At 65.5% G+C, this 15,752-nt stretch carries 9 protein-coding genes and 1 pseudogene; 3 read left to right on the plus strand and 7 right to left on the minus strand.

Going from position 1 to position 15,752, the window contains the following annotated elements; genetic code table 11:
- Positions 1-104 precede the first annotated feature (104 nt).
- The 6 genes from DIE22_RS11810 to gltP form a co-directional block, all read right to left on the minus strand.
- Positions 105-329 carry a hypothetical protein gene (locus DIE22_RS11810; protein WP_124497339.1) on the minus strand — a complete coding sequence of 75 codons (225 nt, stop codon included), beginning with the start codon at positions 327-329 and terminating at the stop codon, positions 105-107.
- A gap of 278 nt (positions 330-607) precedes the next feature.
- Positions 608-811: a cold-shock protein gene (locus DIE22_RS11815; protein ID WP_124497338.1), complete on the minus strand. Its 204-nt coding sequence runs from the start codon at positions 809-811 to the stop codon at positions 608-610.
- A 701-nt stretch (positions 812-1,512) separates the two neighbouring features.
- On the minus strand, positions 1,513-2,025 hold the full coding sequence (locus tag DIE22_RS11820; protein ID WP_124497337.1) for a lipocalin-like domain-containing protein: 513 nt from the start codon (positions 2,023-2,025) through the stop codon (positions 1,513-1,515).
- A 281-nt stretch (positions 2,026-2,306) separates the two neighbouring features.
- Complete coding sequence (locus tag DIE22_RS11825) at positions 2,307-2,780, minus strand: cupin domain-containing protein (protein ID WP_185640601.1); 474 nt, start codon at positions 2,778-2,780, stop codon at positions 2,307-2,309.
- Between the two features lie 558 nt (positions 2,781-3,338).
- Entirely contained in the window at positions 3,339-4,616 is a 1,278-nt protein-coding gene (locus tag DIE22_RS11830; RefSeq protein WP_124605153.1) for an aminotransferase class V-fold PLP-dependent enzyme, read from the minus strand.
- A 53-nt stretch (positions 4,617-4,669) separates the two neighbouring features.
- The gene (gene gltP / locus DIE22_RS11835; RefSeq protein WP_124605154.1) at positions 4,670-5,998 is read right to left on the minus strand and encodes a glutamate/aspartate:proton symporter GltP; all 1,329 of its coding nucleotides are present in this window, start codon (positions 5,996-5,998) and stop codon (positions 4,670-4,672) included.
- A 174-nt stretch (positions 5,999-6,172) separates the two neighbouring features.
- On the opposite strand from gltP, the pseudogene DIE22_RS11840 reads away from it, so the two are divergent.
- The 3 genes and pseudogenes from DIE22_RS11840 to DIE22_RS11850 all read left to right on the plus strand — a co-directional run bounded on the left by DIE22_RS11840 (position 6,173) and on the right by DIE22_RS11850 (position 9,676).
- A pseudogene (locus DIE22_RS11840) lies at positions 6,173-7,079 on the plus strand (LysR family transcriptional regulator).
- A 334-nt stretch (positions 7,080-7,413) separates the two neighbouring features.
- Positions 7,414-8,721, plus strand: a complete 1,308-nt coding sequence (locus tag DIE22_RS11845; RefSeq protein WP_124497332.1) for a dicarboxylate/amino acid:cation symporter — start codon at positions 7,414-7,416, stop codon at positions 8,719-8,721.
- A 13-nt stretch (positions 8,722-8,734) separates the two neighbouring features.
- Entirely contained in the window at positions 8,735-9,676 is a 942-nt protein-coding gene (locus tag DIE22_RS11850) for an amino acid ABC transporter substrate-binding protein (protein WP_124497331.1), read from the plus strand.
- An 89-nt stretch (positions 9,677-9,765) separates the two neighbouring features.
- On the opposite strand, the gene uvrA is transcribed toward DIE22_RS11850, so the two are convergent.
- Entirely contained in the window at positions 9,766-15,660 is a 5,895-nt protein-coding gene (uvrA, locus tag DIE22_RS11855) for an excinuclease ABC subunit UvrA (protein WP_124605155.1), read from the minus strand.
- Between the last annotated feature and the right edge of the window lie 92 nt (positions 15,661-15,752).

The following is a 15,752-nucleotide window of genomic DNA, read 5'->3' on the forward strand; positions in this document are numbered from 1 at the left end:
CCGACGATGCGCAGTTCGGGATCCCGCGTGATGTTCGGGCGCGCCTTGTTGCACCTACCGTGGTGCCTCAGATGCGTTGGGTGTTTCGAGCCGTGGCGTCGTCTTTAGCCGCGCGTGTCGACCCAGTTGCGTGCCCAGTGGGTCGAGTGCTGCAACGCCTGATCTTCACTCTTGAAGTAATCGAGCGAATAGAACCAGTAGCGGCCTTCCGCTCGCGCGCTATCGATGCATTCGAGCAGCAGGTTGGATGAAAAGCTACCGTCGGGCAAACAATGCGCCGAAGGTTGGACGGCATAGCCGTTGTATTGTTGAATTTGTTTGTCTTGCATTTTAATTTTAATGATATTTGAGTGCGCGCGTGCCGTGCGAAAAGTGCACGGGTGCGCAGATTCAAAGCCATTCGAGCCGAATTCTGGCGCAGTCGAAAAGCGAAAAATGGCGTTGAAACCTGAGGGGAGAATGAGGTGCAACGAGGCGTATGGCGCTTGGCAAGCTGCTCAATAAACAGATGCCAACCAGGAGCGATCGCGCCAACTGAGGGAGACAAAGCTCCGCGAGGGTGTCGCTGCAACCCGGCATCCGTCGCGGGAGGCCGGGCCCTTCAACTTTACAGCGGCTTGATGTTAGCAGCTTGCAGTCCCTTCGGGCCTTGCTTCGTTTCGAAGCTCACCTTCTGATTTTCAGTCAGCGTCTTGAAGCCGTCGCCCCTGATTTCGGAGAAGTGAGCGAACAGGTCGTCACCGCCCTTGTCCGGGGTAATGAAGCCAAAGCCTTTGCTGTCGTTGAACCACTTAACGGTGCCGGTATCCATGAAGAATCCTTGAGGAAAAATACGAAGATTTACTCTGTTAAAGAGTGTGTGAAGCTTCAAGGAGGGAGAGGACAACGAATACCGCTGAGGAGCGAGCAATTGATGAACAGCAATCGAACTTCTTGAACTTCGAACGCCACGGTACCCGCCGGGTGGTGCCAGCGTCAATACTTATCTTGTAACTGTTTTACTAGGCGGCCCGTTCTGCAGACGAAGCGATGCGGCCTGCCTGGCTGCGCACCCTTGCCTGGCATGGCGTGCAGGTTAGACAGAGGCGGCGGGCAGGCACAAGCTTAGGGCGGCACCGCACCTACTACGACGAGATCGAACAGACGGAACTGCGCACCGCACCCGCTAAATTTGTACTAGATCAGCGGACTGACTGGCCGTTTCCAAGGCACAACCGACGCCGGAATGACTGGGCTGCGTTCCAAGTGAATGTCGCTTCCTGGCCGGTAGCTGCCAGATACGGCCGGCCGTAGCCGACCCACTACCGTCATTGACCCTACGAAAACCAGACGTCCGAATTAACAGTCGGCCGGCACCCGGCCGAACGCTGGATTAGCCTCAACGTGGTACCCATCTTTCCGATCGATCGCTTTGCTTGCCGGTATCGATGCAGCACGCCAAGACGGGGCGGTTCACTTTGGGCTCGGTCATCCCCGGGGGCACGACGGCGACTACCCGGCCCGCGCTCGAAGTCATTTGGCTCGCCTCAGCACGACCTCTCCCGAGCCGCCCCCGGAGGCTGCAGGCGTCGTCCACCTGAGCTCATCGCCCGAGAGGACGAACGGCCTGCGCTGCTCAACCCCGTTCCAGTTCGGGAACGTGCTCGTATCGATGCGAAAGGTGATGGTTTTATCTGCTTCGTTGACGACGTAAGTGCCGAAGTGGGCGATCGAACCTTGCACCACGGCGCGGTATTCCTCCGCACTGCCCTTCATTCGATCGTTGGATTCGTATTTCGGCAAGTCGCCGCGCGAATTCACCAGCGCGTAGTGGCCATGGCCATCAAAGATCACCAGACCGTGGGGATTGGGCCCGTACATGGGGGTGCGGCTGCCATCCGGACGGACGGTATCGACGGAGACATACGTCCATGCGCCGGCCAGTTGCTGGTCCAGTGACTGCTGGCTCAACGCGACGCCGGATTGAAGCGTGAGTCCCAGAAGCACCAGTCGCGAAACGGCGCGGACGATGTGGATGTGATTCACGGAACGCCTCCTCGCGCAAAGCAACCCGTAACGACAAATATAGGATGCAGCCAAGTAAAGACAGGAGGTAATCGCCGCCGGGACGAATGCCCCGCGCACAAGCGCGCCCGCGTGGCGATCGCAGCCATCGCGATAAGGACTACTGGTCAAAGGCCGCTATTTGGTGCAATTGGCTACGGTCATGGTTGGGCCGTAGCTGCCAGATACGGTGGGCTCTAGTCGACCCGAAGCGGTCCTTCGCGCGCTTGCGCCCAGACGTTCAGACGTCGGGACTGAAAGGCTCATTTTTTCCTTGGATCGTCAGCAGGATTGACGTAGGTGATACCCCACGGCCCCTCCACGTTGAGCTGGACGACGGTTTCTTCCTTGGTCCAGGCGAAGTGGTGCATTTTGGGCTGCATCACGATAACGCTGCCCGGGCCCAATGACCTTGTCTTTTCCGGCTCGAGCTTGTCGCCCATGCCGTAGTTGAAAGTCCCGGATAACACGGTTACCCGCTCGATCCCCGGGTGCCAGTGGGGCGCCACCTTGGCGTCGGCCGGGAGTTTAATGCGCGCTATGATGGGCCCCTTTTTATCCATTTTTCCTTCGATGACCGCAATCTGGGCGCCGGGCAACAGGGGGAAATCCGACCATTTGAGCTCATCCGGGGTGGCAATAATGATGTGGCTTGTCGATTGCGCCCAGCCTGCAATGGGGGCGGCCAGGCAGGCCGCGACCAACAAGGCGGGAATGGAGAAGTGATTGTTCTTCACAGTGCTCTCCTTGGGACGACTGGAGCGGCCAGGTAGACCGCCATCTCAGGCTTCGCCGCTTCTCGTATCGACGCCGTTGCTCATCAGCATGATGCCGTTCGCAGCGAAGCAAATTCAAACATAGAAGAAGCAGAAAGAGGTGCAAATGAGGGAAACCCGGAACCCTGGCGCTCCATACGCGACTGGCCGAAACTGGCGGCGGACAAATGGCATCACGTCCCTCGCAAATTCGCAAACTGAAAAAGAAGCCAGCGCCGTTGATCCCCGGGCCGGCTTCTTCGTCGAAGCTGCACGTCAGACGTTCGCGTCATCCAGTCCGCCGCTGACCGCGACACCCTATTCCTCGGATGAGTGCGGACCGTATCGCGCGAACACATGATTGCGCATCACTCGCCGGCCGTCCCGTTCGGCGCCTGGCGAACCACCGCAGTCAACTCGTCAATCCGCGCAGCGCAACAACACCGCCCGATCAACCATCTTGCCGCAGACCGTCACCACGCCGCCATTCTGAACCGCGCATCACGTCGAGAATCCGGCAGATCCCGCCCGCCCCGTCAATCACCAGTTCCCCACCAGCGCTTCGGTAATCGCCAGGAATCGCGCGATATCGTCCGGCGCATGACAATGGAGCGGCGATATCCGCACCGCGCCGCCGAGCCCGAACGACTTCAGCATCCTGCCCGAATACAGGCTCGACGCGACGCGTTCATAGACGATCACGCCATGCTTCTCGTATTCCCGCACCGCTTGCGTCGGTTCGAGATTCGCGAAGCCGATCCCGACGATCAGGTCGCGCTTCGTCAGGTCGTCGTGATCCCAATAGACTTCAACACCCTCGATCGACCGCAGCCCGCGACGGCCGCCGCATCCATCGAGCAACGCGGCCAGCAGTGCGCGTTCATGCAGTTCGATCCGCTGCATGCCCTCGACGAACAGCGTGCGCCGATCATCCGAGTCAAGGAAATACCGCCCGATCCACGTGACGTAATCGACGATCGACGTCACGACCGCAAACTGCGCGGGCGCGGGGCTGCCCAGCTCCCATACGCCGGTCTCCTTCGCAGCGAGCCGGTGATGCGGCAACGCGGCCGCGCGCGGCGACAGCCACGAGATGCCCGAGCCGCGGCACCCGAAGAACTTGTACGGCGCGAAGTTGATCGCGTCGACCGGCGTGCGCTGCAGGTCGATGACACCGTGCGGCGCATGCTGGACCGCGTCGACGACGATGAACAGCCCGGGTTTCTTCTCCCGCGCACGCGCGACGATCGTCTCGATGTCGAATTTCGCGCCGGAGATGTTCGATGCATACATCACGCTGAGCAGCGCGGTATCGGCGTCGACCAGCGACACGATCGCATCGACGTCCACCCCGCCGGTCTCCGGATTGCTCGGCGCGATGCGCAGCGTCTTGCCGGTACGTTCCGCGTAGTACGTCATCGCGTCGTAGGACGACGGATGCTCGAGCACTGTCGTCACCGCATTGGTACCCGGCACGTTCTCCATGATCGCGCGCACCATGTCGAACATCGCGCCCGACGCCGTCAGCGACGCGTATACGGTGCCGCCCTGCGCGTTCAGGATCGTACGAACGTCGTCCTCGCCGCGCGACTGGATCGCCTGGAGATCGAGCGCGCGCGCATGGATGCGCTCCGGGCAATCGGGCAGCGCATCGATCCGCGCATACGCGTCGACCGCGTCCTTCAACCGGAACGAGCCCCCCGCGTTGTCGAAGAACAGCCGCTCGCGACCATCGAGGTCACGATCGACGTGATGAAAGCGCGCGTTGACCTGCTGCATCAATGCGTCGGGAAAAAGTGCTCCACGGGTACTGCTCATCTTCGATGCTCCTGTTTGCTTCGGTATGTTGTGCGATGCAGGCATGGCGGCGTTCACCCACGCAGCGATTCCAGGTACGCACGGCCCTTCTCGGCGTCGTACCGGCCTTCCCATTTCGCGATGACGAGCGGCGCGAGTGCGTTGCCGACGACGTTCAGCGCGGTGCGGCCCATGTCCATGATCCGGTCCACGCCGGCGATGAATGCCAGCCCTTCGAGCGGCAGCCCCGCACTCGCGAGCGTCGCGAGCATGATCACGAACATGAAGCCCGGCACACCCGCGGCCCCCTTCGACGTGATGACCATGGTCAGCGTCAGCAGGATCTGCTGCTGCCAGTCGAGGTGCACGCCGTAGAGCTGCGCGACGAACAGCGTGCCGATGCCGAGATAGATCGACGCGCCGTCGAGGTTGAACGTGTAGCCGGTCGGCACCACGAACGTCGTGATGCTCTTCGGCACGCCGTAGTCCTCCATCTTCTTCATCAATTGCGGCAGCACGGTCGCCGAGCTGCAGGTCGAGAACGCGATGATCAGCTCGTCCTTGATCACGCGCAGCAGCGTCAGGATGCGGAACCGGAACAGCCGCGCGGTGAGGCCCAACACGGCGATCGCGAACAGCAGGATCGCGAAGTAGGTCACGGCGACCAGCTTCAGCAGCGGCAGCAGCGACCCGAAGCCGAAGCTCGCGACCGTCACCGCGATCAGCGCGCACACACCGATCGGCGCATAGCGCATCACCATGTTCGTCACCTTGAACATCGCATCGGCGACGCCCTTGAGCATCGCGATCACCGGCTTGCGGTGTTCTTCCGGCACCGATTGCAGCCCGAGCCCGAACAGCAGCGAGAAGAAGATCACCGGCAGCAGGTCGCCCTTCGCCATCGACGCGACGATGTTGTCCGGGATGATGCCGAGCACCAGCGCCATCAGCCCGTGGTGCGCCTGCTGCACCTGTTGCGTCGCTTGCTGGTAGCGGGAAATGTCGGTGTGCCCGAGTTGCGACATGTCGGTGCCGACGCCCGGCTGCAGCACGTTGCCGATCACGAGCCCGAGGACGATCGCGATCGTCGTGATCACCTCGAAATACAACAGCGTCTTGATGCCGATGCGGCCGAGCGACTTGCCGTCGCCCACGCCGGCGATGCCGATCACCATGCTCGTGAATACGATCGGCACGACGATCATCCGCACCAGCTTGATGAAGATGTCGCCGGCCGGCTGCAGCAATCCGGACACGGCCGTGTCGCGCAATTGCGGGAACCGGGTCAACACGAACCCGGTGGCGATGCCGATGACGAGACCGATGACGATCTGCCAGGCGAGGCCGATGCGCGGCTTGCGCGCCGCGTCGGGGACGGGTGGGGATTCGACGACGGTGTCCATGCTGTCTCCAAATAAGGGGGTCGATTGAACGCGGGCGGCGATGCGGCGCGTTTTCTGGTGAACGCACTCGTTCAGCGACGCGATGGCAGAACCTTAAACAGCCGAAATAGGTAAAAAAAGCGATTTTTTGACATGCGAAAATATCGCTTTTCCTCATCTATCGAGTGCGAGGCCATGCTCACGTTCAAGCAGATGGAAGCGCTGTACTGGATCGTGCAGCTCGGATCCTTCGACGCGGCGGCGACACGTCTCAACACGACGCAATCGGCGGTGTCGAAGCGAATCCAGGAGCTCGAACGCGCGTTCGACCTGACCGTGTTCGATCGCGCCCATCGCAGCGCGCGACTCACCGACAAGGGCGCCGAACTGTTCGACCACGCAAAGGAATTGCTCGCGCAGCGCGACCGCGTCGTCGAGCGGATCAGCGCTGGTGCGGCATGTCCGGATCGGCGTGACCGAACTGACCGCGCTGACCTGGCTGCCGCGCCTGGTCGCGGCGATCCAGGCCGCGTATCCGCGGGTGCACGTGGAGGCCGAGGTGGACCTGACCGCGACGCTACGCGAGCGTCTCGCGGCCGACACGATCGACCTGATCGTCGTCCCGCAGATTCATGCGACGGAATCGTTCGCGGCGACGGTGGTCGGCGAAGTCGACAATGCGTGGATGTGCGCGGCGGGGCTCATGCCGAAGCGCACGGCAACCCTTTCGCTGACGGACATCGCCCGGTTTCCGCTCATCCTGCAAGGCAACCTGTCGGGCACCGGGCACCTGTACACGCGCTTCCTGCAGGAACACGGCGTCGCGATGCAGCGCGTGCTGTCGAGCAACAGCCTGATCGCGCAGATCGGCCTGACGCTGTCGGGGCTGGGCGTCAGCTATCTGCCGAAGGCGTGCGTCGCGCATCTGGTCTCATGTGAAGCGCTGGAGATCGTGCGCACGCGGCCGGCGCTGCCGCCGGTTCGCTACGTCGCGCTGCATCGCGCCGAGCGCGCCCATTCGCTGACGGCGGAAATCGTCCGGCTGGCGGTGCAGGCGTGCGATTTCAGCAAGAGCCTGCTGGACCCCGATGCGCACGACTAGTGCGACATCCCGCAACTGGCGGTGCCGCACGGTGGAACGGCAACGCAGCATCGTCGGGGCACATTCGCGCAGGAGATCGACGAGCAGCGAGGCCCTGCACCCGGTCACCGCAATCAAGGCGCCGCTGAACCGGCAATCTGCTGCCCCGCACAAACCGGGGATCGGGTTGTACCGGCCCCAGGCACGAGGCGCCACCGGCGCAATCGCTGCCGGGCAATCGGTCGCGACGCGGCGCTAGCGCAAACCCCGCCCCCGGTTGCACTGTTCATCGCCGTTCGCGTCCTGTATTGTCCTTCCATTCCCGGTTGCAGAACCGGTGCATGGGAGGCTCACGATGCAGAAAAAGAATGCTGCAGCCGTCTGGATCCTGATCGCGATGCTGGCAGGCATCGTGATCGGCTACATGATCTTCACGAGCTTTCCTGACAAAAAGGCCACCACCGAAATCGCCGGATACATCTCGCTCGTCTCCGATGTGTTCCTGCGGTTGATCAAGATGGTGATCGGGCCGCTCGTATTTTCGACGCTGGTCGTCGGGATCGCGCACATGGGCGACGCCGCATCGGTCGGGCGCGTGTTCGTGAAGGCGTTCGGCTGGTTCGTCACCGCATCGCTGATCTCGCTGCTGCTCGGGCTGCTGATGGCGAACCTGCTGCGGCCCGGCGACAACCTCGGCTTGCCGCTGCCGGACATCGGCGCATCGGCGAACCTCGCGACCTCCAAGTTCACGCTCAAGGATTTCGTCAGCCACATGGTGCCGAAGTCGTTCGCGGAGGCCATGAGCAACAACGAGATCCTGCAGATCGTCGTGTTCTCGATGTTCTTCGGCGTGGCGCTCGCCGCGCTCGGCGAGCGCGGCAAGATCCTCGTGGCCGCGATCGACCAGCTGTCGCACGTGATGCTCAAGATCACCGGCTACGTGATGAAGCTCGCGCCGCTCGCAGTGCTGGCCGCGATGGCCGCGACCGTCGCGGTCAACGGGCTGTCGGTGCTGCTGAAGTTCGCGGTGTTCATGGGCGACTTCTACGTCAGCCTGTTCCTGCTCTGGACGTTGCTCGTATGTGCCGGGCTGGTGTTCCTCGGCCGTCGCGTGTTCAAGCTGCTGGTGCTGATCAAGGAAGCGTTCATGCTGTCGTTCGCGACGGCGAGTTCCGAAGCCGCGTACCCGAAGATCCTCGACGCGCTCGACCGGTTCGGCGTGCGCCGCAAAATCTCGAGCTTCGTGATGCCGATGGGCTATTCGTTCAACCTCGACGGCTCGATGATGTACTGCACGTTCGCGTCGCTGTTCATCGCGCAGGCGTACAACATCCACCTGTCGCTCGGCACGCAGGTCACGATGCTGCTGGTCCTGATGCTGACGTCGAAGGGGATGGCGGGCGTGCCGCGCGCATCGCTCGTCGTGATCGCCGCCACGCTGCACCAGTTCGGGCTTCCGGAGGCCGGGCTGCTGCTGATCCTCGGCGTCGACACGTTCCTCGACATGGGCCGTTCGGCCACCAATGCGGTCGGCAACTCGATCGCCAGCGCGGTGGTCGCGAAGTGGGAAGGCCAGCTCATGTCGGAGGCGGAAGCCGAGGCCAACCTGGCACGCATCGACGCGGAGCAGGAAGGGACGATCGCACATCCGGCGGATGTCTGACGGGGGGCTTGCGATGAAGATGCAGCGATTCTGGCGTACGCTCGCACTCGCGGGCCTGCTTGCCGCGGGCGCAAGCGCGCGCGCGGAAGATGCGCCATCACCGCCGCCGCGCGTCGAGCCGTTCGCGCCGGCCCAGCTGACCGGCACGCTCGCGAAGGTGCGCGGCAGCGGCACGATCGCGCTCGGCTATCGCGACGCATCGATACCGTTCTCGTACCTGAATGCGCGCAACCAGCCGATCGGTTATTCGATCGAGCTCTGCAAGGCGCTCGTGTCGTCGATCGAGGATGCGGTCAACAAGAGCCTGACGATCCGCTGGGTGCCGGTCACGTCCGACAACCGCATCGACGCGGTGGTCAGCGGCGCGGTCGATCTGGAATGCGGCTCCACGACGAGCAACCTGGAGCGCCAGAAGCGCGTGGCGTTCTCGCCGATCATCTTCGTGGCCGGCACGAAGGTGATGGTGAAGCGAGGCTCGCCGATCCGCTCGTTCCGCGATCTCGCGGGCAGGAAGGTCGCGGTGACGGCCGGCACGACCAACGAGAAGGCGCTGCGCGACCTGGACCAGCGGTTCAGGCTCGGGATCCAGCTGCAGGTGGTGCCGGACCACGCACAGGGCTTCGCGCTCGTCGCGAACGGCCGCGCCGATGCGTTCGCGACGGACGACGTGCTGCTGTACGGCCTGATTGCGGAGAATGCGGGCAAGGGCGGGCAGTACGACGTGGTTGGCGATTTCCTGTCATACGACCCGTACGGCATCATGTTCCGCAAGGACGATCCGCAGCTCGCGCAGGTCGTGAAGAGCACGTTCGAGGAGCTGGCCGTCGACGGCGAGATCACGCGTCAGTACAAGCGCTGGTTCCTGCGTCCGCTGCCGTCGGGCAAGAGTCTGAACCTGCCGATGAGCCCGCAACTGGAGACCATCATCGAGACGATCGGCGTCAAGGGCGAATGAGTGCGGTGGCTGGCTGATCGCACGGACGAATGTCAAAGCGGCCCCGGTGCCTGACCAGGCACCGGGGCCGCTCACCGGAAGCACCGCGTTCAACCGACCCGCGCTTCTCCCTGGCTCACCGCTTCATCGCCCGCCGCGGCCGTGCGCGCCAGCACGGGCTTCAGCGCGTGCCCGGTATGGCTCGCCCTCACCTGCACAAGCCCTTCCGGCGGCGCCGCCGCGACGATCGTGCCACCGCCCACGCCGCCTTCCGGGCCGAGATCGATGATCCAGTCGGCTTCGGCGATCACGTCGAGATCGTGCTCGATCACGACGACGCTATGGCCTCCATCGACCAGCCGGTGCAGCACGCGGATCAGCTTCGCGACGTCGGCCATGTGCAGGCCGACCGTCGGCTCGTCGAGCACGTACAGCGTGTGCGGCGCCTTCTGGCCGCGCCGCGTGATGTCGTCGCGCACCTTCGTGAGCTCGGTGACGAGCTTGATCCGCTGCGCCTCGCCGCCGGACAGCGTCGGCGACGGCTGGCCGAGCGTCAGGTAGCCGAGGCCGACGTCCTTCATCAGCTGCAGCGGATGCGCGATGTTCGTAATCGGCGCGAAGAACTCGACCGCTTCGTCGATCTCCATCGTCAGCACGTCGCCGATGTTCCGGCCGCGCCACGTGACCGCGAGCGTCTCCGGATTGAAGCGCTGCCCGTGGCACACATCGCACGGCACCTTCACGTCGGGCAGGAAGCTCATCCCGATCGTGCGCACGCCTTGCCCTTCGCACGCGGGGCAGCGCCCGTCGCCGGTGTTGAACGAGAAGCGCGACGCCGTGTAGCCGCGCGCACGCGCTTCCAGCGTATCGGCGAACAGCTTGCGGATCGTGTCCCACACGCCGATGTAGGTGGCCGGACACGAACGCGGCGTCTTGCCGATCGGCGTCTGGTCGACTTCGAGCACGCGGTCGATCCGCTCCCAGCCGCTCAGCAACTCGCAGCCCTGCCACGCATGCGTGACGTTCAGCGACGGCCGCGGTGCGCTGCGCGCGAGCACGCTCGAGCGGCGGTTGGCGGCCGGCGCGTCCTGCTGCGCGGCCTTGCGCGCGCGCCGCGTGGCCGGCGACGACAGCACCGAGCGGCCGACCGCGTCGAGCAGGTTTGTCATCAGCACGTCGCGCGCGAGCGTCGACTTGCCGGAGCCGCTCACCCCCGTCACCGCGACGAGCCGCGCAAGCGGAATGCCGACAGTGACGTCGCGCAGGTTGTGCAGCCTGGCGCCATGCACGGTCAGCCAGGCTTCCGGCACCGCCGGTGCGCCCTTCCTGCCCGGCAGGCTCACCGCGCGGCGCGGTTGCAGCGGGTGCGTCATCGGTTGCGCGAGCAGGCGCCCCGTCACCGAATCCGGCTGCGCGGCCAGATCGGCGACCGCGCCCTCGGCGACCAGCGTGCCGCCGCGCTTGCCGGCGCCCGGGCCGACGTCGATGATGTGATCGGCGCGGCGAATCGTGTCCTCGTCATGCTCGACGACGACGAGCGTGTTGCCCTTGTCGCCGAGCTTGCGCAGCGCGTCCAGCAGGATCTGGTTGTCGCGCGGATGCAGGCCGATCGTCGGCTCGTCGAGCACGTAGCACACGCCCTGCAGGTTGCTGCCGAGCTGCGCGGCGAGCCGGATGCGTTGCGCTTCGCCGCCCGACAGGCTCGGCGCCGCGCGATCGAGGCTCAGGTAGCCGAGCCCGACCTCCTCGAGAAACGCGAGGCGGCTGCCGATCTCGCTGACGATGTCGCGCGCGATCTGCGCGTCGCGGCCGGTCAGCTCCAGCGCATCGATCCAGCGGCGCGTATCGGACACCGTCCACTGCGCGACCTCGACGATCGGACGTGCGTCGAACGTGACCGCACGCGCGGACGGGTTCAGGCGCGTGCCGCCGCAATCCGGGCACGGCTCGTTGCCGACGCCTTCCGGCTCCTGCTCGTCCGACGGCAGCGTCTGCTCGCGGCCGCGATCGTCCCCGGCGAGCACCGTATCGTCGTACGCCGCGCGCTGTTCGCGCGTGAGCGTGACGCCGGTGCCGACGCAGGTCGTGCACCAGCCGTGCTTGCTGTTGTACGAGAACATCCGCGGATCGAGTTCCGGATAGCTCGTGCCGCACACCGGGCACGCACGCTTGACCGACAGCACCTTGACCTCGCCGACGCGTGCGGTCGAATGATCGTTCTGCATCGCGTGGTGCAGCCCGTCGAGCGGCGCGAGCAGATGCATCACGCCCTTGCCGAGCTCGAGCGTCTCGTCGAGCCGCCGCCGCAACTCGGCCTCGTTGTCCGGTGACACGACGATGTCGGCCACCGGCAGCTCGATCGTGTGCTCGCGGAAGCGATCGAGCTTCGGCCACGGATCGACCGTGACGAACTCGCCGTCGACGCGCAGATGCGTGCTGCCGCGCGCCTTCGCCCACTTCGCGAGGTCGGTATACACGCCCTTGCGGTTGACGACGAGCGGTGCGAGCAGCCCGACGTGCTCGCCGCGATGGTCGCGCAGCAGTTGTGCGGCGATCGACTCGACGGTTTGCGACGTGACCGGCGTGCCGTCGTGGATGCAATGCTGCAGGCCGAGCTTCACATACAGCAGCCGCAGGAAGTGCCAGACCTCGGAGGTGGTCGCGACCGTGCTCTTGCGGCCGCCGCGCGACAGGCGCTGCTCGATCGCCACCGTCGGCGGAATGCCGTACACCGCGTCGACTTCCGGCCGCCCGGCCGGCTGCACGATCGAGCGCGCATACGCGTTCAGCGATTCGAGGTAGCGGCGCTGGCCTTCGTGGAACAGGATGTCGAACGCGAGCGTCGACTTGCCGGAACCCGACACGCCGGTGATCACGTTGAACTTGCCGTGCGGGATGTCGACGTCGAGCGCCTTCAGGTTGTGCTCGCGTGCATTGACGATCCGCACGACGTCCTCGCCCTCGATCGCGCGCCGCTCGCGGGCGGCGTTCAGCACCGCCTGCAGCGGCACGCCTTCGTCCGCGAGCGCGGCCTCGCCGTCCATCGCGCGGTCGTACTGCAGCAGCGCGACGCCGGTATGCGATGCCGCGCAGGCCTTCACGTCGTCGGGCGTGCCCGCGCACAGCACGAGGCCGCCGCCGTCGCCGCCTTCCGGGCCGAGATCGATCAGCCAGTCGGCCGCGCGGATCACGTCGAGGTTGTGCTCGATCACGATCAGCGAATGGCCGGCCGCGAGCAGCGTGCCGAACGCCTGCATCAGCTTCGCGATGTCGTCGAAGTGCAGCCCGGTGGTCGGCTCGTCGAACATGAACAGCTTCGCGCGCGCGATGCGCGCCTCTTCGCTGGCGACCCGTCGCCCGCCGGCGGCCGCCGCCGATTCGGCGAGGAAGCCGGCCAGCTTCAGCCGCTGCGCTTCGCCGCCGGACAACGTCGGCACCGGCTGGCCGAGCTTCACGTATTCGAGGCCGACGTCGACGATCGGCTGCAGCACGCGCAGCACCTCGGCGTCGGCGGCAAAGAACGCGGCCGCCTCGCTGACGGTCAGATCGAGCACGTCGGCGATGTTCAGCGCGCGGCCGCCGCGCTCGATGCGCACTTCGAGAATCTCGGCGCGGTAGCGGCTGCCGTCGCAGTCCGGGCAACGCAGGTAGACGTCGCTCAGGAACTGCATCTCGATGTGCTCGAAGCCCGAGCCGCCGCAGGTCGGGCAACGGCCATCGCCCGAGTTGAAGCTGAACGTGCCGGCGCCGTAACCGCGTTGCAGCGCGAGCGGCGCCTTCGCGAACAGCTTGCGGATCTCGTCGAACGCGCCGACATAGCTGGCCGGGTTCGAACGCGTGGTCTTGCCGATCGGCGACTGGTCGACGAACACGACGTCGCCGACCTGGTCGGCGCCCGCGAGGTTGCGGAACGCGCCCGGCGACTCGGTCGCCTTGCCGTGGTGGCGCGCCATCGCCGGATAGAGCACGTCCTGCAGCAGCGTCGACTTGCCGGAACCCGACACGCCCGTCACGCACACGAGCCGCTGCAGCGGAATCTCGACCGTCACGTCGCGCAGGTTGTGCTCGGTCGCGCCTTCGAGCACGATGCGCGGCGTGTTCGCGTCGACCGGACGGCGCGCCCAGTTCGACGCATGCGCGACGTGCTTGCGGCCGCCGAGATACTCGCCCGTCAGCGTAGGCGCGGAGCGGATGTCGCCCGGCGTGCCGTCGTAGACGATCGTGCCGCCGCGCTCGCCGGGACCCGGGCCCATGTCGATCAGCCGGTCGGCCGCGAGCATCACCGACGGATCGTGCTCGACGACGACCAGCGTATTGCCCGCGTCGCGCAGCCGCTGCATCGCCTCGACGATCCGCGTGAGGTCGCGCGGATGCAGCCCGATGCTGGGCTCGTCGAGCACGAACAGCGTTTTCGTGAGCGACGTGCCGAGCGCCGTGGTCAGGTTGATCCGCTGAACTTCGCCGCCCGACAGCGTGCGGCTCTGCCGGTCGAGCGTCAGGTAGCCGAGCCCCACGTCGCACAGGTATTTCAGGCGCGTGCGCACCTCGGCGAGCAGCAGCTTCAGCGCATCGTCGAGCAGCGCGCTCGGCAGGCTGACTGCGTCGAAGAAGCGGCGGATGCGCTCGATCGGCAGCAGCATCAGGTCGTGCACCGTCAGGCCCGGCAGCGCCTCGAGTTGCGTGCGCGTCCAGTCGACGCCGCGCGGCATGAAACGCTCGGCGGGCGCGAGCACCGCGTCGGCGTTCGCCTTCGAGCCGAGCCGCCACTGCAGCGATTCCGTCTTCAGGCGCGCGCCGCCGCAGACGTCGCACGGCGTGTAGCTGCGGTACTTCGACAGCAGCACGCGGATATGCATCTTGTACGCTTTCGATTCGAGGTAGCCGAAGAAGCGTTTGACGCCGTACCACTGGCTCTGCCACTTGCCGTTCCAGTCCGGCGAGCCGTTGATCACCCAGTCGCGCTCGGCGTCCGTCAGGTCCGACCACGGCGTGTCGCGCGGGATGCCGGCCTTGGCCGCGTAGCGCATCAGGTCGTCCTGGCATTCCTTCCATGCGGGTGTCTGCATCGGCTTGATCGCGCCGCCGCGCAGCGTCTTGCGCGCGTCGGGGATCACGAGGCCGAGATCGACGCCGATCACGCGGCCGAAGCCGCGGCAGGTTTCGCATGCGCCGTATGCCGAGTTGAACGAGAACAGCGCCGCCTGCGGCTCCGCGTAGCGCAGGTCGCTGTCGGGGTCGTGCAGGCCGGTGGAGAAACGCCAGACCTGCGGCTCGGCGAGCGCGTTTTCTGCCTCCGGTGCAAGCACGTACACGTTCACGCGCCCGCCGCCGCGCTTCAGCGACGCCTCGATCGCCTCGACCACGCGCACCTTGTCCGCCTGCTGCACGCGGAAGCGGTCGGCCACCACGTCGAGCAGCTTGCGCGGGCCGGTGGGCGACGCGACTTCGCGCTGCGCCTGCACGCGCGTGTAGCCGCTCGCGGACAGCCACTGCGCGACCTCGTCCTCGGATGCGCTTTCCGGCAGCTCAACCGGGAACGTGACGACGACGCGCGGGTCGTCGGCGCGCGTGCGCTCGACGAGTTCCGCGTAGATCGTCTCGGGCGTGTCATGCCGCACCTGCCGCGCGGTCTGGCGGTCGAACAGCTCGGCCGCGCGCGCGTACAGCAGCTTCAGGTGATCGTTGAGCTCGGTCATCGTGCCGACGGTCGAGCGCGAACTGCGGACCGGGTTGGTCTGGTCGATCGCGATCGCGGGCGGCACGCCGTCGACGCGCTCGACCTGCGGGCGGTCCATCCGGTCGAGGAACTGCCGCGCATACGCGCTGAACGTCTCGACATAGCGCCGCTGGCCTTCCGCGTACAGCGTGTCGAACACGAGGCTCGACTTGCCGGAGCCCGACGGGCCGGTGACGACCGTCATTTCGCCGGTGCGCAGGTCGAGATCGAGGTTCTTGAGGTTGTGCTGACGCGCTCCGCGAATGCGGATCAGATTGCTGGATGACAATTTGCCTGCCCGTCTGAATGAGTTAGCCGGAATTCACGGTGCCGGAACGCTTGCGGCGGATGCCCGCAGGCGCGGCGCACGTGCCGCACGGG

This window comes from Burkholderia sp. Bp9142, from assembly GCF_003853415.1.
Lineage (GTDB): Bacteria > Pseudomonadota > Gammaproteobacteria > Burkholderiales > Burkholderiaceae > Burkholderia.